Genomic DNA, 18445 nt, shown 5'->3' with positions numbered 1-18445 from the left:
GCTGCCGCAACAGGCGCCGGAGACCGCCTCCATCACCCCGATCACCCCGCCGCCCGCGACCGCGGCGCCGCCACCGCCGCCCGTCTCGGCCGACGCCAAGACCGCCGTCGCGCCGACGCCGGCGGGGCTGCGGCTGACCTTCGCCCCCGGCCAGGCCGACCTCAGCCCCGAGAGCGCGGCGTCGATCAAGCAGTTCGCCGCCGCCGCGCCGGCCGGCGGCGGCGCCACGTTCAACGTCCAGGCCTATGCGCCCGGATCGAAGGACGACCCGTCCAGCGCCCGCCGCCTCTCGCTGTCCCGCGCCATGGCGGTCCGGTCGGCCCTGGTGTCCGACGGGGTGGAATCGGCACGGATCTTCGTCCGCGCGCTGGGCTCGCAATACGGGTCCGGACCGGCCGACCGGGTGGATATCGACGTCATGGGCGACAACGCGGCGGCATCCCGATGACCCGGCCAACGGCCTACCTGCTGCGCATGCTGGTATTCCTGGTCCTGGTCGGCGCCGCCGCCTCGCTGCTGTCGCCGGTCCTGATCAACGCCTTCAACCACAACCCGCTGCTCAACAGCCTGATCCTGGCGATCCTGGCGCTGGGCATCCTGTGGAACCTCAACCAGGTGATGCGCCTGCGGCCCGAGGTCACCTGGGTGGAGACCTACCAGACCGCCCGCTCCCGCCTCGCCGCCTTGCCCTCGCCCCGGCTGCTGGCGCCGATGGCCAGCATGCTGGCGATGCGCGACAGCCAGAGCCGCGGCGACGGCCGAGTGCCGACGCTGTCGACCACCGCGATGCGCACGATGCTGGACGGGATCTCCTCGCGCCTGGACGAAAGCCGCGAACTGTCGCGCTACATGACCGGGCTGCTGATCTTCCTGGGCCTCCTGGGCACGTTCAGGGGCCTGCTGAAGACCGTCACCTCGGTCTCCGACGTCATCGCCAGCATGTCGCTGGGCAACGGCGACATGAACCTGATGTTCGAGCAGTTGAAGTCCGGCCTCGCCAAGCCGCTGGCCGGCATGGGCACCGCGTTCTCGGCCAGCATGTACGGCCTGGCGGGCGCGCTGGTGCTGGGCTTCCTGGACCTGACCGCGGGGCAGGCGCAGAACCGTTTCTTCAACGAATTGGAGGAATGGCTGGCCAGCCTGACCCGCCTGTCCTCCGGCACGCTGTTCGAAGGCGAGGGATCGGTCCCGGTCTATGTCCAGGCGCTGCTGGAACAGACCGCCGAGAACATGGAGAACCTGCAGCGCGTGCTGGTGCGCGACGAAGACAACCGCAACCAGGTCAACCAGGCGATCCTGATGCTGAACGAACGATTGGCCATGCTGGGGGACTCGCTACGCGCGAACCAGCAGGTGATGACGCGGATCGCCGAGAGCCAGGCCGCGCTGGGGCCGGTGCTGCAGCGGCTGGGCGACAGCAACCAGGATGAGGCGACGCGCGGGCACCTGCGCAATATCGAACTTTACCTGCAACGGCTGGTGACCGAGACCGAACAAGGCCGGGCACGGTCGACCGCGGAACTGCGGAACGACCTGCGGCTGCTGACGCGGACCGTCGCCACGCTGGCCGAACCGCAGCGGTAGCGCCGATGGCCGCTCGCACGCGCCGGAACGGCGGCAACGGGCTGGAAGCCTGGCCCGGCTATGTGGACGCGCTGTCCACGCTGCTGATGGTCATCATCTTCGTGCTCCTGGTCTTCGTGCTGGCCCAGGCGTTCCTGACCATCGCACTGAACGGCCGCAGCAAGGAGCTGGACAAGGCGACGGCGGAGCTGTCGGCCCTGACCAACGCCATGTCGCTGGAGAAGGCCAAGGCCTCGTCGCTGGAATTGTCGGTCTCCCAGCTCAGCCAGCAGTTGGCCGCCCGCACCGCCGACCGCGACCGCCTGAACCAGGCGCTGTCGAACGCGAAGCTGACGATCCAGTTGGTCACCACGTCGAACACCAAGCTGCAGGAGCAGCTCAAGGACGCGACCACGAAGGCCGACACCGCGGCGGCGGCGCTGCAGACCGCCCAGCAGCAACTGGCGGATACCACGAAACGCGCGGACACGACGGCGGCGACGCTGCAGACGACGCAGCAGCAGTTGACGGACACGACGAACCGGGCGAACGCGAGCGCGGCGGACCTGCAGGCCGCGCAGCAGCAGCTTGCGGACATGAAGCAGCAGATCGCGGCGCTGGACCGCACCGTTTCGGTCGACAAGGACACGTTGCAGGAGAAACTGTCGGACCTGGCCAAGCTGACGGAGGAGACGCGTGCGCTGGCCGCGCTACGGGATTCGCTGGAAAAGCAGGCGCAGGACAACGCCGCCCGCACGATGACCGAAGCCCAGCGGCGCGCGGCGGTCGAGGCGCAGTTGAGCGACGAGAAGAAGCTGGGCGACAGCGCCAAGGCGCAGATCGCGTTGCTGAACCAGCAGATCGACGAGTTGAAGGCACAGCTCGCGTCGATCGCCTCGGCCCTGGACCTGGCGCAGTCGCAGAACCAGGCCAAGGACGTGGAGATCGCCAATCTCGGCCAGAAACTGAACACCGCGCTGGTCCAGAAAGTCGAGGAGCTGCGGCAATATCGCAGCGAATTCTTCGGCAAGCTGCGCGCGCTGCTGGCCAACCGGCCGGGGATCCAGATCGTCGGCGACCGGTTCGTGTTCCAGAGCGAGGTGCTGTTCCCCGTCGGCAGCGCCGACCTGACCCCGTCGGGCGTGGCGGAGATGACGGCGCTGGCGATCACCATCAAGGACATCGCCGCGGAGATCCCGCCGGACCTGCACTGGATCCTGCGCGTCGACGGCCACACCGACCCGCAGCCGGTGAAGGGCGGCGCCTTCACGTCGAACTGGGAGCTGTCGGCGGCGCGCGCGATCACCGTGGTGAAGCTGCTGATCGCGGACGGCGTGCCGCCGGACCACCTGGCGGCGACCGGGTTCGGCGAGTACCAGCCGTTCGGGCCCGGGGACACGCCGGAGGCTTACGCGAAGGACCGGCGGATCGAGCTGCGGCTGACGGATCGGTAACGCCGCCCGTCCCGACCCAAGGTCCGTCCGCCGGCACGCCAGGTTCTAGCAGGCGTCGGTGCCGTCGATCCGGTTCAAGGCCTGCACCGCCTCCGCGGGCAGGTCGAGGTCCGCCGCGGCCAGGTTTTCCCGCAGATGCGCGACGGACGAGGTGCCGGGGATCACCTGGATGTTCGGCGCGCGGCGCAGCAGCCAGGCGAGCGCGACCTGCATGGGCGTGGCCCCGAGGCGCTGCGCCACGGCCGACAAGGTCGATGACTGCAACGGGGTGAACCCGCCAAGCGGAAAGAACGGCACATAGGCGATGCCGTCGCCGGCAAGCTGGTCGACCAGGGCATCGTCGGCGCGATGCACCAGGTTGTAGTGGTTCTGCACGCACACGATCTCACAGATGCGGCGCCCTTCTTCGATCTGCGCGGGCGTTACGTTGCTCAACCCGACATGCCGGACCAGGCCCTGGCGCTGAAGGTCGGCGAGGACGCTCAGCGGCGCTTCGATCGACCCCTCTTCCGGCCCGTGTATGCCCAGTATGCTGCGGAAATTGACCACTTCGAGCACGTCGAGGCCGAGGTTGCGCAGGTTGTCGTGGACCGCCTGGATGAGGTCCGCCGCCGAGAGGGCCGGCAGCCAGGACGCATCCGAACCGCGCCGCGCGCCGATTTTGGTGACGATCACCAGGTCGGCGGGATAGGGATGCAGCGCTTCGCGGATGATCCGGTTGGTGACGTGCGGGCCATAGAAGTCGCTGGTGTCGATGTGGTTCACACCGGCGGCGACGGCGGCGCGCAGCACGGCAACGGCCGCGTCGCGGTCCTTGGGCGGTCCGAAGACGCCCGGTCCCGCAAGCTGCATGGCGCCGTAGCCCAGCCGGTTCACCCTGCGGTGGCCCAACGTGAACGTGCCGCCTTTTTCGATCGTGGACATGCCGGAACTCCCTTCAGCGCGCTCCCTAGATGCGCGCCGCACGGCTGCACGATAATGGGGTACAATCCGCACAGCTTGTCCGGGATTGCGAACAATGAAGATCGATCTGGATGACCTGAAAGCCTTCGTCGCCGTCGCCCACGCCAAAGGGTTTCGCAACGGCGCTCGGGCCATCGGCGGCAGCCCGTCCGGCGTGAGCGAGGCGGTGCGCCGCCTGGAGGCGCAACTGGGCGTCCGCCTGCTCAACCGGACCACCCGCAGCGTCGCGCTGACCGAAGCCGGCCAAGGCCTGCTCCATCGGCTGCGCCCCGCCTTGACCGAGGTCGAGGCCGCGATCGACGTGGTGAACGGTTTCCGCGACAGGCCGATGGGCACGCTGCGCCTGAACGTGCCGGTCAGCGCGGCGCGACTGGTTCTTCCCCGGATCGTTCCGCCGTTCCTCGCCGCCTATCCGGACATCCGCCTCGAAGTGATCGCCGAGGAGAACTTCGTCGATCTGCTCGAAGCCGGCTGCGACGCGGGCATCCGCTATGGCGAGCGGCTGGAGCAGGACATGATCGCGGTGCCTATCGGGCCGCGGCACCAGCGCTTTGCGCTCGGCGCCGCCCCGGCCTATCTCGACCGCCGCGGCAGGCCGGCGCACCCGCGCGACCTGCTCGGCCATAGCTGCCTGCAAGGCCGCTTCCCAAGCGGCGCCGCCATGGCTTGGGAGTTCGAGCGCGACGGGGAGACCATCCAGGTCGACATCGCCGGGCCACTGGTCGTGCAGATCGGCGGGGCCACGGACCTGCTCGTCGACGCCGCGATCGCCGGCACCGGCATCGTGCCGCTGTTCGAGGACTGGCTGCGCCCGCATTTCGAGCGCGGGGCGCTGGAACCCGTCCTCGAACCCTGGTGGCAGCGCTTCCCGGGACCGTTTCTGTACTATCCCGGACGGCGCCTGGTGCCCGCGCCGCTGCGGGCGTTCATCGATTTCGTGAAGGCATCGGCTGATGGATGACGCCCGCGGTCCAAGGGCGGCGGGACGGCCTACCCCGTCACCGCCCGCAGGAACGCCTCGGCCCGCGCCGCCGCCTCTTCCGCCTGCCGGTTCGGGAACAGCGTGAACCCGTGCGCGCCGCCGGGGTAGACCGCCAGTTCCGCCTCGTTCCCCGCCGCGATCCAGCGCGCGTACATGAACAGCGTATCGTCCACCAGCGCGTCCTGGGTCCCCACGCTGAACAGCGCCGGGCAAAGCCCCGCCAGGTCGGCATAGAGCGGCGAGATGTCCGGCACCCGCCGTTCGGTGATCGTCGGCAGGAACGCATTGTAGAACTGCTGCATGTCGATCGTCCGCAGCACCAGCCGCCGGTTGCCGAACGCCCTCTGGCTCGGCGTCATCGACAGGTCATAGGCGCCGTAGACCAGGTTGGCGCCGCGGAACCCGGTGTAGCCGTAACGGTCCCGCATGCGCAGAAGCGTGACGGCGGACAGATGCGCGCCCGCCGACTCGCCGCCGATCGTCAGCTTCTCGGTGCCGAAGCGCGACAGCGCGTTCTTCACCAGCCACGCGGCGGCGAACTCGCAATCATCGGGACCGGCGGGATAAGGATGCTCCGGCGCCAGCCGGTATTCCACGCTGACCACGGCCAGGTGCGCGTTGTCGGCGATGTGCTCCAGCATCGGGTCCTGCTGGTCCGACGATCCCAGCACCCAGCCGCCGCCATGGATATGCAGGTAGACGCCGTTGACCTGCCGGGGCTCGATGATCCGCAGCGTGATGTCGTTGCCGTCGCGGCCGGCGATCGTTTCGGTCCTGGCCCTGGGCGACAGCACCGGCGCGGGGAACGGTCCGCGCCCCTGCCGCCGCGCCTCGCGGGTGACGTCGGGCCCGATGTTCCACCACTCGGGCATGGGGGTCATCAGCCCGACGATCGCGTCGTTCAGCTTCGCGGTATCCTCGGCGATCGCGTCCTTGCGGAACAGCGCGGGGTGCAGCGGGTTCTCGGCCATGATCTCTTCCCTTTTGGGTCTCTTCCCTCGTGTCGGGCCGGTTATACAGGGCGTCCGGCAAAGCCCAAACGGCCCCGCCCATTTGCCAAGCGCCGTGCGCCGCCGCGATACTCGGGCCAACCGGGAGGAGCGACAGCATGAACACCCTCGCCCACCAGATCGCCGAACGCATCCACGCGCCGACGTTCGCCGACCTGCCGCACGAAGTGCTGGACTGGACCGCGAGCGCCTTCGTCGACACGATCGGCGTCACGTTGGCCGGCATCCAGGACGAGGGGCCGCGGACGCTGCTGCGCGTCCCCGGCATCGCCGCGGCGCCCGGCCCGGCCCTGATCCATGGCACCGACCGCCGGACCAGCGTGCTCGACGCCGCGCTGGTGAACGGTACCGCCGGCCATGCGCTGGATTACGACGACGTCGCCGGTTCGCTGGGCGGCCACCCGTCGGTGATGCTGATCCCGGCGATCATTCCGCTGGCGGAGATGATGGGCAGCAGCGGGCGCGACATGGTCCTGGCTTATGTCGTCGGATATGAAACCGCCTGCCGCATCGCGCGCGGCGTCCACCACCACCACTACGAGAAAGGCTGGCACCCCACCGCGACGCTCGGCATCTTCGGCACCGTCGCGGCGGCGGCCCGTTTGTTGCGGCTGGATATCGGCACGACCGCCGTCGCGCTGGGCATGGCGGCGTCGTTCGCGGCCGGGCTGAAGGCCAATTTCGGCACCATGACGAAACCGCTGCATGTCGGCCACGGCGTGCGCGACGGCGTCTTCGCGGCGCTGATGGCGCGGGAAGGCTTCACCGCCAACCCCGGCGCGTTCGAGCACAAGCAAGGCTTCCTGGATGTCTTCAACGGCCCGGGCACTTACAATATCGGCGCCATGCTGAACGAATGGTACAGCCCGTTCGAATGCGCCGGCGCCGGCGATCCCGGGCTGAAGCCCTATCCCTGCTGCGGCAGCACCCACCCCTCCATCAGCCGCGCGATCGAGTTGTCGCAGCGCCACGACCTGACGGCGGACCGCGTGCGCCGTGTCCTGGTGATGCCGCATGCCCGCCGCCTGCCGCACACCAACAACCCCGATCCGCGCACCAGGCTGGGCGCGAAGTTCAGCATCCAGTACTGCGTGGCACGCGGATTGATCGACCGCGCGATCCGCCTGTCGCATTTCGAAGGCGACGCGCCGTTCGACCCTGCCGTGCGCGACCTGATGGGCCGGATCGAGGCACGGCCCCATCCCGACATGCCGGAAGACTGGGGCACCGAGGTCGTCATCGAAACGACCGACGGCGCCCGATTCGCGTCGCGCCTGGACGACTATCCCAGCCGGGGACCGGCGGGTGTGCCGATGACTCATGCGGAGCTGTGGAGCAAGTTCCAGGATTGCGGACAACGCAGCCTGTCATCCGTATCTCTGCCAATATTGTTCGACACGCTGATGACGATTGCCGATTGCCCCGACACAACGCGCTTGACGCGGCTTCTGCAGCCATGACGGAATAGCGCCGCCTCGCGCCCGGACGAAAATTCGGGAAATTTCTTACTTTTGGAAGTGCCTCCCGATGCTCTCCGGTGTGACCCGCGTGCTCGCCGGTCTCGTCATCGTGCTGACTCTGGCCGCTGCGGCGCCTCCGCCGGACCCCGCGCCGCCTGCGGCAACGCAAGCCGCGGCACCGGACGGCACCCTTGGAAGGATTGCCGCGACCGGTATCGTCAACCTGGGCGTGCGCACCGACGCCAAGCCATTCGCCTACAAGCTGCCGGACGGCCAGCCCGTCGGCTTCGCGGTCGATCTCTGTCGGGACCTCGTGCAGGACATCAGCGCCGCCCTGGGCGGGATCGCGCTGAAGATCGTCTACCACCCGGTCACGACCGAGACCCGCATCGAGCGGGTCGTCGACGGCACGGTCGACCTGGAATGCGGATCGACGACGCGAAACGAGCAGCGCCTGCGCCTCGTCGCCTTCTCGCCGATCTTTTTCATCTCGGGCGTCAAGCTGCTGGTCCCGAACGGCTCGCCGATCCGGTCGTATCGCGACCTGTCGGGACGCACGGTCGCCCTGACCGCCGGGACGACGGGGGAGACGACGATGCGTATCCTGGCGGACCGGATGCTGATCCGCATGAGCTTCGTCACCTTGCCCGACAACGAGGCATCCTTCGCGGCCCTGCGCCAGGGCAAGGTCGACGCTTTCGCCACGGATGCGATCCTGCTCGCCGGCCTGGCCGCCTCGCCCGGCGGGCATGGCTTCCAGGTCGTCGGCGACTACCTGTCCTATGAGCCGTACGGGCTGATGTTCCAGCGCGACGACCCCGCCTTCGCCGCGGTGATCGACCAGGGCTTCCGCCGGCTGGCGCGGCAGCACACGCTTGCGGCGATCTATCGGCGCTGGATGATGCAGCCTTTGCCTTCGGGCGATATCCTGGACGTGCCCATGAGCGCGGAGCTGACGCAGCTTTACAGGGACCTGGGGCAGGCGGATTGACGGGACGGAGGGTCCTACCGGTGCCCGAACAACGCTTCCGCCGCGCTCAGCACCCGTTCCTGGTAGTCGCGGCTCAATGTCGGCGTGTGGGAGTGGTAGTGCCCGATCGCGACCATCAGGTTGCCGTGCGCCTCCTGTAGATACACGCGCATGATGGCTGCCGCCGCCGCGATGTTGAAGCAGCCGTCATGCACCAGGCGTTCGGCGACCTGCGCCGGCGGAAGGCGCGCGTAGCGGGCCAGCGGATAGATCCAGATCGTGTTGACCTGCATCAGCCCCAGGTCGGCCGTCCCGTTGCCGTCCCGGTGGATCAGGCCGATGCGCCCGCCCTCCACCGCCTGGATCGAGGGCAGCACCCGCGGAGGCAAGTGGTAGAACGCCGCGGCCGCCGCCATGCAGGCCAGCAGGGGCACGCTCACGCACCGCACCCGGTTCGGCTTGCCGCCCGGTGGCCTGCCACCTGCCGGCGTCGCGCGCGAAGGCTCCCTCGGCGGTTGCCCGCCGGACGGGTTGCCGTTGGACGGGTTGCCGTTGAACGGGTTGCCGTTGGACGGGTTGCCGTTGGGCGCGGAACCGGGCGTAATGAGGACAAGATCGGAACGGACATCAGAGGGACGCCATGATGAAATTCAGTTGGGAACATATCCACCTGCGCTCGCCCGACCCGGACGCCACCGCGCAATGGTACCATGACAAGCTCGGTGCCGAGGTCGTCAAGACGCCGCAGGCCGACGGGTCGATGCGGATCGACCTCAACCTGGGCGGGCAGAAGATCTTCATCGCCAAGGCGATGCCGGGAAAGGCCGCCGACGCGCCGTCCTCCCCGTATCTGGGGCTGGACCATTTCGGCCTGCTGGTCAGCGACCTGCCGGCCGCGGTCGCGGCGCTGAAGGCCAAGGGCGTGACCTTCACCATGGAACCGACCCAGATCCGCCCCGGCACGCAGATCGCGTTCCTGACGGCGCCCGAGAACGTGTCGATCGAGTTGCTGCAACGGGGCTGAAGCGCCGCGCGTCGGCGGAGGGACAGGGCCGGCACCGCGCCGGCTTGTTCTGCCGCCCTCGCGGCCCGCGCGCGCCATGGCCGTGGGACGGCGGCTCATCCCGGCGTCACCAGGCGCACCGACACCGGGCAGTGGTCTGACAGCCGGTCCTGCCATTCCCGCCCCGTCTCCTGGTACACCATCACCCGCAGCGTCGCCGGCTGCATCCAGTCGCGAGCCGGACCGCCGGCCAGGATGTGGTCGATGAACGACTCCCCGCCCCAGCAGGGCGAGCTGCGTCCCGCCGTCGCGCGTACCAGCGGTGCCGCCTGGTCCAGCGCCGCCAGGAACGTGTCGCTGCGGTCCATCCAGCGGTTGAAGTCGCCCAGGACCAGGAACGGCACGCCCTCCTGCTTCCGCGCCGCGATCCACGCCGTCAGCGGACCAAGCTGCTCGCGCAGTTCCCGGCAGGCGCGGCTGCGCATGCGGGGGACCGGCACCTCGCGGCAGCCCTTCTTCAGGTGCACTGCCAGGATGCGCAGTTCCTGGTCCCCCAGGTGCAGCGTGATGTCCGCGCCGCTGCGCAGGTGATGCTCCGCCAGCCCGGTCAGGTCCGGGTTGACGTCGTAGTGCAGCCCGCGCCGCACCACGATCGCCACGCGCTGCACGACGTGGTCGTGCGTCAGGTGGATCGAGTAGTCCTGGCGCGGAAACAGCTTCTCCACCGCGGCATAGCCGTCGACCTCCTCCAGCGCCGCCACGTCGGGGTTCAGCTTGCGGGCGTAGCGCGCCAGCCGGTCGAAGTCCTCCGGCGTCCGGGGCGTCACGTCCGACGGCAGGTCGGGGTCGCCCGCCTGGCGCAGCGTCAGCCAATCCAGGTTCCAGGTCGCGACCTTCAACTCCGCCGCCCGCGCCGCCAACGGGAACAGGACCAGCGGGAACAAAACCAGCGGGAACAGCATCAACGCGGCGAAGGCCAGCCGGCACGGGCGCGACGCCATGCTCAGACCCCGATATTGTCGAGCAGCCGCACCGTCCCCAGCCGCGCCGCGGTGATCAACCGAGCGGCGGGGATCGCGCGGTCGATGGGGGCGAGGGAGGGACCGTCGACCAGCGCCAGGTAGTTCACCTCGAACCCCTGCCGGCCCAGCGCCTCCGTCGCCTCCGCCAGCATCGCAGCCGGCGCGCCTTCCCGCAGCCGCTCCGCCACCGACCGCAGCGTGCGGTTCAGCACCGGGGCCTTGGCGCGCTCCGCCGGGGTCAGGAACCGGTTGCGGGACGACATCGCAAGCCCGTCCGGCTCGCGCACCGTCTCGACGCCGACGATCTCCAGCGGCAGCAGCAGGTCGGCGACCATGCGCTTGACCACCTGCAACTGCTGCCAGTCCTTTTCCCCGAAATACGCCCGGTCCGGCCGCACCTGGCCGAACAGCTTGGCGCAGACCGTCGCCACGCCGCGGAAATGCCCGGGGCGGGCGTCCCCCTCCCAGCGTTCGGCGGGGCCGGAGACGGTGATCGTCGTCGCCTCCCCGGCCGGGTACATCGTCGCCACGTCCGGCAGCCAGACCAGGGCGCAGCCCTCGGCCTCCAGCGCCGCCAGGTCGCCGGCCTCGTCGCGGGGATAGCGCGACAGGTCCTCATGGGCGCCGAACTGCAGCGGGTTGACGAAGATCGACGCCGCCGTCGCCGCGCCGGATTCGACCCCGGCCCGCACCAGCGCACGGTGCCCGGCATGCAGCGCCCCCATGGTCGGCACCAGCGCCAGCGCGCCGGCCTGCCGCCGCAACCGGGCGCAGCCCTCGCGCAATTCCGCCAAAGAACGAGCAATCAGCATGGAAAGGACCTTGGTGAACACCGGGACCGCGGGCACACTCGCGGCTTCACGGCGGAGACATGCACAGATGAAGCTGAAAGACCAGATCGCGTTGATCACCGGCGGCTCGCGCGGGATCGGACGGGCCACGGCCCTGATGTTCGCGCAGGAGGGCGCCGACATCGCGTTCTGCCACCTGAACGACGATGCCAAGGCCGAGGAGACCGCCGCCGAGATCCGCGCGCTGGGCCGGCGCGCGATGCATGCCTCGGTCGACGTGTCCGACATCGCCGCCGGCAAGGCCTTCGCCGACCGCGTCGCGGCCGAATTCGGGCCGATCGACATCCTGTTCAACAACGCCGGGATGAACATCCGCAAGCCGTTCGAGGCCTATACGGAAGACGAGTTCGACCGGATCATGGCGGTGCACGTGAAGGGCATGTTCTTCATGGCCCAGGCGGTCTACCCCGCCATGGTGGCACGCGGCCGCGGCTGCATCATCAACGTCGCGTCCCAGCGCGGGCTGAAAGGCGCGGTCAACGCCGCCCCCTACTCCGCCGCCAAGGCCGCGATCATCGGCTTCACCCGGTCGCTGTCGTGGGAGGCCGCGCCCAAGGGCGTGCGGGTCAACGCTGTCGCGCCGGGCCCGGTCGTGACCGACCTGACCGCGACCATGACGGATCAGGACCGGCAGGCCTTCATCGACGCCCTGCCCGCGGGCCGGTTCGGGCGGCCGGAGGAGATCGCCGCAACGGCCCTGCTGCTGGCGGGACCGGAGGGCGGGTTCTTTGTGGGGGCCACGCTGTCGCCGAATGGGGGGGACGTGATGCACTGATCGGGGGGGGGACGGTCCTGTCTTCGCCGGCACGGCTGCTGTCGTTCGCCGGACCGCGAAAGCGGCCGTCACGAATATCCGTTCAGATAGCCGAAGACGGCTCTGCGGACCCGGAGCGAGAGAGCGTGCTGGTCCGTCTCACCATAAACTCCGGCGGTATCGACCATACCTTTGATGATCGCGGTTACGTCTCTCACAGCCGCGTGGATCTCGACTAGGCACGGCAAATCGGGGCGCTGCAGCATCTCGGAGAGGATCATGCGCAGTCGCTCCTTGACCCGCTCCGTGTCAACGTCAAAGGGTAGATGCGCTTCCTCGAAGTCGAGCAGCCGCGCGAGCGTCGGGCGACGCAACTGGTGCGCGACGCACGCCCTTATCAGCGCCGAGAGCGCGGCGGTACCGGAGGGTTCGGCGCGCGCCGCTTCTGCATCTTCGATCAGCAGTGACGTCTCACGCAGGATCAGTGCGCCGATCAGCGCCTCCTTACGTGGGAAATATTGGTAGAGCGAGCCGATACTGACGCCGGCCCGCTCAGCGACGGCATTCGTCGAGAACCCGTCCATGCCGTGCTGCTCCAGAACGCGAGCAGCCGCTTCGACGATGACCCTGACGGTCTCGACCGAGCGTGCCTGTTTCGGCGCTTTTCGAGGGCGTGGTCGCTGTTGCGGGTTGCGATCGAGCATGGAGGGGAATGCGAGTAGTCAATGTGAGCGATTGCTCGCATCTTACCGGCGTTTCCCAAGCAGAGAAAGACGCACGATGACAACCACGACCAGAAAGTTCGAACCCGCTTTCACGGTCTTCATGCTCGTCAAGACCACGCCGGAATGGCTGGGCTTTTCGGTGGACCGCCGTCATGAACTGGGCCGAACGCTGCTGACGCCGGTCCTGAAGAAGCACGAGGCTGGCGTCTCGCTCCGCTTCTTCGACGTCGAGTTCTACTCCGCCCGTGTCACGGACATCTGGATGTGGGACGCCAAAGACCATCGCTCGTACCAGCTTCTGGTGGAGGAGTTGCGGGAATCTCCTTTCTGGGATCGCTACTTCGACATTGTGGAGATCCTGACGGGTGTCGAGGACGCCTATGCCAAGAACTACGAACGCGAGGCACTGACCGCCTGATCGGGGCGGCCAATGATTTGACGGTACCCGCCAGCATGGGCTGACGGGTCATCGTCACGCGATCGAGCGAAGTCAAACCAAAGAAGCGGCAGGCACAATCATGTCGAACAAGACCCGGACTGCAATCGTCACCGGCGCGTCCAGAGGGATCGGCTCGGCGCTCGCGAAGCGCCTCGCCGCCGACGGCTTTCAGACCATTGTCAACTACGCATCGAGGCCGGACGACCCGCAAGCGGTCGTTGCCATGATCGCGGCGGCTGGCGGACGCGCGAAGGCGATCGGCGCCGACGTCGCCGACCCTGCCGCGATGCGGGCGATGTTCGATCAAGCGGAGACCACGTTTGGACCAATCGACGTTCTGGTAAACAACGCCGGCATCAGCAACGTCTCGCCGTTGGCCGAGGTCACCGACGACGACTACCAGCGGCTTGTTGCCGTGAACCTCACCGGCACCTTCAACGGCATGCGTGAAGGCGCCCGGCGCGTGCGGGACGGCGGCCGCATCATCAATCTATCGACAAGCATCATTGGTCATTACCTTCCGGCCCACGGTGTCTACGCGGCGACCAAGGCGGCCGTGGAAGCAATGACCCACGTCCTCGCCAAGGAACTCGGCGTCCGCGGCGTGACCGTCAACGCGGTCGCACCTGGACCCGTTGCGACAGAATTGTTCCTGACCGGGCGGTCCGACGACATCGTCCGGCGGCTCACACATGAGATCCCGCTCGGTCGTCTTGGCCGGCCCGACGACATCGCGCGCGTCGTCTCCTTCTTGGCCAGCCCCGAAAGCGACTGGATCAATGGGCAGGTTATCAAAGCCAATGGCGGCCGGAACTGATGTAAGGACTCCGGAGATCTATCAAGCCAAGACTGTGGATGGCCGCTATCGGTGCGTCCTCGCCTAACAGCGGACCGTCGTAAAAACCACCCGCCGCCGACCTCACCCGCGACGGACCCGCGCCGCCCCCAACCTGTCCGGGGCGTTGACGAAGTTTAAGAGACAGGGGGAATTTCCCGTACTGCCAAACCGCCCCGGCTGCGATAAGCACCAGGGTCATGGCTAGATCAGACTCGGGCAAAGACCCTGCGAAAGCAGCCGCGCGGGCATGGCTCGCGCGCGAACAACGGGCGGGACGCACAGCCAGCCGACCGGTGCTGGGCCTGCACCTCGCCGGCACGGTCCTGGCGATCGGCCAGGCCTTCCTGGCGGCGTCGGTGCTGACCCAGGCGTTCACGGCGCAGCCGCTGGACACCCGCCTGCTGGTCGGCTTCGCCGTGCTGGCGGTGCTGCGCGCCGGGCTGTCCTGGGGAACCGAACGCGCCGCCTTCGCCGCCGGCGCCGCCGCCCGCCGCCGCCTGCGCACCGATGCGCTGACCCGGCTGCTGCACGCCGGCCCGGCGCTGCTGCGCACCCGCCATTCCGGGGACCTGGCCACCATCGTCGTCGACCGGATCGAGGCGCTGGACGGCCTGTTCGCCCGCTACGTCCCCGCCGCCATCTTCGCCACGGTCGGCCCGGCGCTGGTGCTGGTCGCGGTGCTCTACGCCGATCCCTGGGCCGCGCTGCTGTTGCTGGGCTGCGGCCTGCTGGTGCCCGTGGGCATGGCGATCGCCGGCATCGGCGCCGCCGCCGCCTCCCGCAGCCAGTTCCTCGCCATGGCGCGGCTGCAGGCCCGCTTCCTCGACCGGGTGCGCGGCATCGCCACCATCGTCCTGTATGGCCGCGCCGACGATGAGGAACGGGCGCTGGGCGCGGCCGCCACCGAGTTGCGCAAGCGCACCATGCGGGTGCTGCGGGTGGCGTTCCTGTCGTCGGTCGTGCTCGACCTCGCCGCCGCGCTGGCGATGATCGTGCTGGCCATCCACTATTTCACGGTCCTGCGCGCCGGCGGCGTCACCGCCCCGCTGCTCTGGCCCGCACTTGCGGTGCTGCTGCTGGCGCCGGAGTTCTTCGCGCCGCTGCGCACCTTCTCCGCCGCCTACCAGGACAAGCTGCACGCCACCGGCGCGGCCGAGGCGCTGGTCGACCTGCCCCCCCTACCCGAACCCGAACCGCAGCGCACCATCCGCACCGTCGCGGCCCAGGGCGTCACGATCGCGTTCGACACCGTGTCCCTGACCTGGGACCCGGCGCGCGGCAAGGCGCTGGACGGCATCAGCTTCCGCGTCTCGGCCGGGGAGACCCTGGTGCTGGCCGGCCCGTCGGGCAGCGGCAAGTCCTCGATCATCGAGATCCTGCTGGGCTTCGTCCGCCCCGACAGCGGCCGTGTCACCATCAACGGCGCGGACATCACCGACCTGGTGCCGCAAGCCCTCTCCCGCCTGACCGCCTGGATCGGCCAGCGCCCGGTGCTGTTCGCCGGCACGATCCGCGACAACATCCTGTTCGCCCGGCCCGAGGCCTCCGACGAGGAAATCCTCGACGCCGCTCGGTCCGCCCGGCTCGACAGCGTCACCGCGACCCTGCCGCTGGGGCTGAACACGGTGATCGGCGAAGGCGGCTACGGCCTGTCCGGCGGCCAGGCGCAGCGCGTCGCCATCGCCCGGGCGTACCTGAAGAACGCGCCGCTGCTGCTGCTGGATGAGCCGACCGCGCATCTGGACCCGGCGACGGAGCAGGAGGTGCTGGACAGCCTGCGCCGCCTGGCGCTGGGGCGGACGGTGGTGCTGGCCAGCCACTCCTCGGCCGCGCACGGCTTCGGCGGACGGCGGCTGGACATCCGCGACGGGCACGTCGTCGCACCCCAGCGCGGCGCGGCCGCGGCAGGTGCGGCATGAGCGGCCCGTTGTTCCGCATCATGGGCCTGTGGGGCCGGCAGGCCGGTTGGCTGCTGGCCGGCCTGGTCATCTCGCTGGCCGCGCTGGCGGCGGGCGTCACGCTGATGGTGGCGTCCGGCTATACGATCGGCGCCGCCGTCCTGGCCGGGGCCGTCACCGCCCCCGTCCTGCTGGGCCGCGTCGGCGTCGCCCGCGTCGTGCTGCGCTACCTGGAACGGCTGGTCACGCACAACGCGACCTTCCGCGCGCTGGCCGACCTGCGCATCTGGTTCTTCCATCGGCTGGCCCGCACCGCGGCCGGCGGCCTGGGCTTCCGCCACGCCGGCGACGCGCTGGCGCGGCTGGTCGGCGACATCGAGGCGCTGGACGGCATCTACCTCCGCATCGTCCTGCCTTTGGCCGGGGCGGTCCTGCTGTTCCCGGCGCTGCTGCTGCTCATCGGCCATCGTGCCCCGGCCCTTGCGGTCGAGGTCGGCGTGCTGTTCGCCCTCGCCGCCTTCGTGCTGCCCTGGATCGCCGCCCGCGTCTCGGCCAATACCGGCAGCGGGCTCGCGGCCGAGGCCGGGGCGCTGCGCATCGCCGCCCTGGACGCCCTGACCGGCCTGCGGGAGGTGCGCGCCTTCGCCGCCGAAGGCCGCATGCTGGCCGCGGTGCAGTCCAAGGAAGCGGCGCTGCTGTCGGCGCAGCGGTCCCTGGCCAGCCGGACGTCGCTGGCGGGCGCGGCCTCTTTCCTGTGCGCACAGGCCGCCGTGCTGGCGGTGCTGATCGCCTCCGGCGCCAACGCGCCGATGGCGATCGCGGCGTCCTTCCTGGTGCTGGCGGCGTTCGAGGCGGTGGGCGGCCTGACCCGCGCCGGCGTCACCGCCGGTCATGCCTCGGCCGCCGCGCGGCGGGTGCTGGAGGCGGCGGACGCGCCGGTCCCGGTGCCCGATCCGGCCGACCCGGCCCCGATGTCGGCGGGCACGAGCCTGAAATTCGAGGGCGTGACCTTCCGCTGGGCGTCGGACCGTCCCGCCGTGTTCGACGGGCTGGCGCTGGAGATCCCGGCGGGCGCGCGCGTCGCGCTGCTGGGTCCGTCGGGCGCCGGCAAGTCGACGCTCGCGGCCCTGGCGCTGAAGGTCGTGGCGCCCCGGTCCGGACAGGTGCGGCTGGGCGGGGTCGACATCGCCACCCTGCCCGCGGCCTCCGTACGGTCGCGGATCGCCTGGCTGGGGCAGATGACGCACCTGTTCGACGACACGGTCCGCGGCAACCTGCTGCTGGCCGCGCCCGACGCCGAGGACGCGGCGCTGTGGGAGGCGCTGGACGCAGCGCGCATCGGCGACGTGGTGCGCGGCCTGCCGGACGGGCTGGACACCTGGATCGGCGAAGGCGGCCGCACCCTGTCCGGCGGCCAGGGACGGCGGCTGGCGCTCGCTCGGGCGCTGCTGTCGCCGGCGCCGATCCTGATCCTGGACGAACCCTGCGCCGGCCTGGACGCGGAGACCGAACGGTCGTTCCTGGAGACGCTGAACGAGACGGCGGGCGACCGGACGGTGGTGCTGATCACCCACCGGCTGACGGGGGTGGAGCGCCTGGACCGGATCTTCCGGCTGTCCGGCGGAAAGGCTGTCGCCGCGGCGGGGTAAGGTGCGCTGGCGGCGCGGCCTCAGGCCGGCCCTGCCAGCACCCGCTCCAGCTTGGCCAGGAACTGCGGCCACCCGGCTTGGGCGCCGTGGTAAGCCTGTTGCTGGTCCGGCTTGAAACCCGTCTGTTCCATCCGCAGGTGCGTCCCCGTGCCCATCGGGGTCAGCGTCCAGGTGACGACGGTCTCCAGACCATAAGCCGCCCACGTATAAGACAGCGTCCGGTTCGGCTCGACGACCAGGACCCGGCAGTCGACGGCGCCCCAATCCGCCCGCATCTCGAACCGCTCGCCCACGACCGGCTTGAAATCGTTCTTCATCAGCCATTCCTCGATCAGGTGCGGCTGGGTCAGCGCGCGCCAGACCTTCTCCGCCGGGTGCGGGAACGCCCGTTCGACGACGACGGAGCGTGTCTCGGTTGATGTCGCTGTCATTGATCCATCCTTTTCAGCAAGTCTTCGAGATCGTCGAGCCGGTTCTCCCAGAAGCCGGCCATCTGGCTTGTCCAGTCGATCAGCGGGGCGAGGGCGCCGAGGCGGGCGCTGTAATGCGTCTGCCGGCCCTCATGACGGTCGAGCACCAGCCCGGCCTGCTTCAGGACGCCAAGATGCTTCGAGACCGCCGGCTGCGAGATGCCGGCCCGGTCGGTCAGTGCCCGGACCGTCTGTGCCCCCTCGCGGCAGAGTTGCTCGAAGATGGCGCGCCGCGTCGGATCGGCGAGCGTCTTGAAGAGCAGATCGTGGCTGCTTGTCATTCATAACCCACTGGCATAACCCACTGGCATAACCCACTGGCATAACCCACTGGCATAACCCACTGGCTATCGATCTAATCAATAGCTGACGGGTTATGGATCGGTCAACCCCG

Annotated in this window: 20 protein-coding genes; 12 read left to right on the top strand and 8 right to left on the bottom strand. The window is 69.4% G+C overall.

The genetic code is table 11. From position 1 onward, the window contains the following. The 3 genes from VHB27_RS10130 to VHB27_RS10120 all read left to right on the top strand — a co-directional run. Positions 1–448, top strand: a 448-nt coding sequence (locus tag VHB27_RS10130; RefSeq protein WP_325599886.1) for an OmpA family protein, incomplete at its 5' end; no start/stop codon positions are given. Next, entirely contained in the window at positions 445–1584 is a 1140-nt protein-coding gene (locus tag VHB27_RS10125) for a flagellar motor protein MotA (protein ID WP_325599884.1), read from the top strand. The genes VHB27_RS10130 and VHB27_RS10125, both read left to right, overlap by 4 nt. Before the next feature lie 5 nt (positions 1585–1589). After that, the gene (locus tag VHB27_RS10120) at positions 1590–3017 is read left to right on the top strand and encodes a peptidoglycan -binding protein (RefSeq protein WP_325599882.1); all 1428 of its coding nucleotides are present in this window, start codon (positions 1590–1592) and stop codon (positions 3015–3017) included. 45 nt (positions 3018–3062) lie between these two features. Here VHB27_RS10120 and VHB27_RS10115 read toward each other — a convergent pair whose 3' ends face one another. Beyond that, positions 3063–3941, bottom strand: coding sequence for an aldo/keto reductase family oxidoreductase (locus VHB27_RS10115; protein ID WP_325599880.1), 879 nt, complete (start codon positions 3939–3941; stop codon positions 3063–3065). Between the two features lie 94 nt (positions 3942–4035). On the opposite strand from VHB27_RS10115, the gene VHB27_RS10110 reads away from it, so the two are divergent. Beyond that, positions 4036–4941, top strand: a complete 906-nt coding sequence (locus VHB27_RS10110) for a LysR family transcriptional regulator (protein WP_325599878.1) — start codon at positions 4036–4038, stop codon at positions 4939–4941. Between the two features lie 29 nt (positions 4942–4970). Here VHB27_RS10110 and VHB27_RS10105 read toward each other — a convergent pair whose 3' ends face one another. Further along, positions 4971–5933, bottom strand: a complete 963-nt coding sequence (locus VHB27_RS10105; RefSeq protein ID WP_325599876.1) for an alpha/beta hydrolase — start codon at positions 5931–5933, stop codon at positions 4971–4973. A gap of 137 nt (positions 5934–6070) precedes the next feature. On the opposite strand from VHB27_RS10105, the gene VHB27_RS10100 reads away from it, so the two are divergent. Together VHB27_RS10100 and VHB27_RS10095 are read left to right on the top strand one after the other, a co-directional pair. After that, a complete protein-coding gene (locus tag VHB27_RS10100) occupies positions 6071–7432 on the top strand; it encodes an MmgE/PrpD family protein (RefSeq protein WP_325599874.1) in 1362 nt (453 codons plus the stop codon). A gap of 67 nt (positions 7433–7499) precedes the next feature. Then, positions 7500–8423: an amino acid ABC transporter substrate-binding protein gene (locus VHB27_RS10095; protein ID WP_325599872.1), complete on the top strand. Its 924-nt coding sequence runs from the start codon at positions 7500–7502 to the stop codon at positions 8421–8423. A gap of 14 nt (positions 8424–8437) precedes the next feature. Here the strand turns inward: VHB27_RS10095 and VHB27_RS10090 are convergent, their stop codons facing one another. After that, positions 8438–8842: a lytic transglycosylase domain-containing protein gene (locus VHB27_RS10090; protein ID WP_325599870.1), complete on the bottom strand. Its 405-nt coding sequence runs from the start codon at positions 8840–8842 to the stop codon at positions 8438–8440. Between the two features lie 203 nt (positions 8843–9045). Between VHB27_RS10090 and VHB27_RS10085 the strand changes: the two genes are divergently transcribed. Then, positions 9046–9426 carry a VOC family protein gene (locus VHB27_RS10085; protein WP_325599869.1) on the top strand — a complete coding sequence of 127 codons (381 nt, stop codon included), beginning with the start codon at positions 9046–9048 and terminating at the stop codon, positions 9424–9426. 95 nt (positions 9427–9521) lie between these two features. Here the strand turns inward: VHB27_RS10085 and VHB27_RS10080 are convergent, their stop codons facing one another. Together VHB27_RS10080 and panC are read right to left on the bottom strand one after the other, a co-directional pair. Beyond that, entirely contained in the window at positions 9522–10406 is an 885-nt protein-coding gene (locus VHB27_RS10080; RefSeq protein ID WP_325599867.1) for an endonuclease/exonuclease/phosphatase family protein, read from the bottom strand. 2 nt (positions 10407–10408) lie between these two features. Next, entirely contained in the window at positions 10409–11239 is an 831-nt protein-coding gene (gene panC / locus VHB27_RS10075) for a pantoate--beta-alanine ligase (RefSeq protein ID WP_325599865.1), read from the bottom strand. Positions 11240–11306: 67 nt separating this feature from the next. Here panC and VHB27_RS10070 point away from each other — a divergent pair, with 67 nt between their 5' ends. Further along, positions 11307–12053 (top strand): SDR family NAD(P)-dependent oxidoreductase, encoded by a 747-nt coding sequence (locus VHB27_RS10070; RefSeq protein WP_325599863.1) that lies wholly within the window; start codon positions 11307–11309, stop codon positions 12051–12053. Between the two features lie 68 nt (positions 12054–12121). Here VHB27_RS10070 and VHB27_RS10065 read toward each other — a convergent pair whose 3' ends face one another. Beyond that, positions 12122–12736 (bottom strand): TetR/AcrR family transcriptional regulator, encoded by a 615-nt coding sequence (locus VHB27_RS10065; protein ID WP_325599861.1) that lies wholly within the window; start codon positions 12734–12736, stop codon positions 12122–12124. A 76-nt stretch (positions 12737–12812) separates the two neighbouring features. Here VHB27_RS10065 and VHB27_RS10060 point away from each other — a divergent pair, with 76 nt between their 5' ends. From VHB27_RS10060 to cydC, 4 genes are all read left to right on the top strand, one after another. Then, positions 12813–13175: a darcynin family protein gene (locus VHB27_RS10060; RefSeq protein WP_325599859.1), complete on the top strand. Its 363-nt coding sequence runs from the start codon at positions 12813–12815 to the stop codon at positions 13173–13175. A 100-nt stretch (positions 13176–13275) separates the two neighbouring features. Beyond that, entirely contained in the window at positions 13276–14013 is a 738-nt protein-coding gene (locus VHB27_RS10055; RefSeq protein ID WP_325599857.1) for an SDR family oxidoreductase, read from the top strand. Positions 14014–14231: 218 nt separating this feature from the next. Next, positions 14232–15953: a thiol reductant ABC exporter subunit CydD gene (cydD, locus tag VHB27_RS10050; RefSeq protein ID WP_325599855.1), complete on the top strand. Its 1722-nt coding sequence runs from the start codon at positions 14232–14234 to the stop codon at positions 15951–15953. After that, positions 15950–17581 (top strand): thiol reductant ABC exporter subunit CydC, encoded by a 1632-nt coding sequence (cydC, locus tag VHB27_RS10045; RefSeq protein WP_325599853.1) that lies wholly within the window; start codon positions 15950–15952, stop codon positions 17579–17581. Before cydD ends, cydC begins: the two co-directional genes overlap by 4 nt. A 20-nt stretch (positions 17582–17601) precedes the next feature. Here the strand turns inward: cydC and VHB27_RS10040 are convergent, their stop codons facing one another. Continuing rightward, the gene (locus VHB27_RS10040) at positions 17602–18012 is read right to left on the bottom strand and encodes an SRPBCC family protein (RefSeq protein WP_325599851.1); all 411 of its coding nucleotides are present in this window, start codon (positions 18010–18012) and stop codon (positions 17602–17604) included. Beyond that, positions 18009–18332, bottom strand: coding sequence for an ArsR/SmtB family transcription factor (locus tag VHB27_RS10035; RefSeq protein WP_325599849.1), 324 nt, complete (start codon positions 18330–18332; stop codon positions 18009–18011). Before VHB27_RS10035 ends, VHB27_RS10040 begins: the two co-directional genes overlap by 4 nt. Positions 18333–18445: the final 113 nt, after the last annotated feature.

The organism is Rhodopila sp. (assembly GCF_035548235.1).
Lineage (GTDB): Bacteria > Pseudomonadota > Alphaproteobacteria > Acetobacterales > Acetobacteraceae > Rhodopila.
The sequence above is the reverse complement of the archived record's forward strand: the minus strand, read 5'-3'. Positions and strand labels throughout refer to the sequence as shown.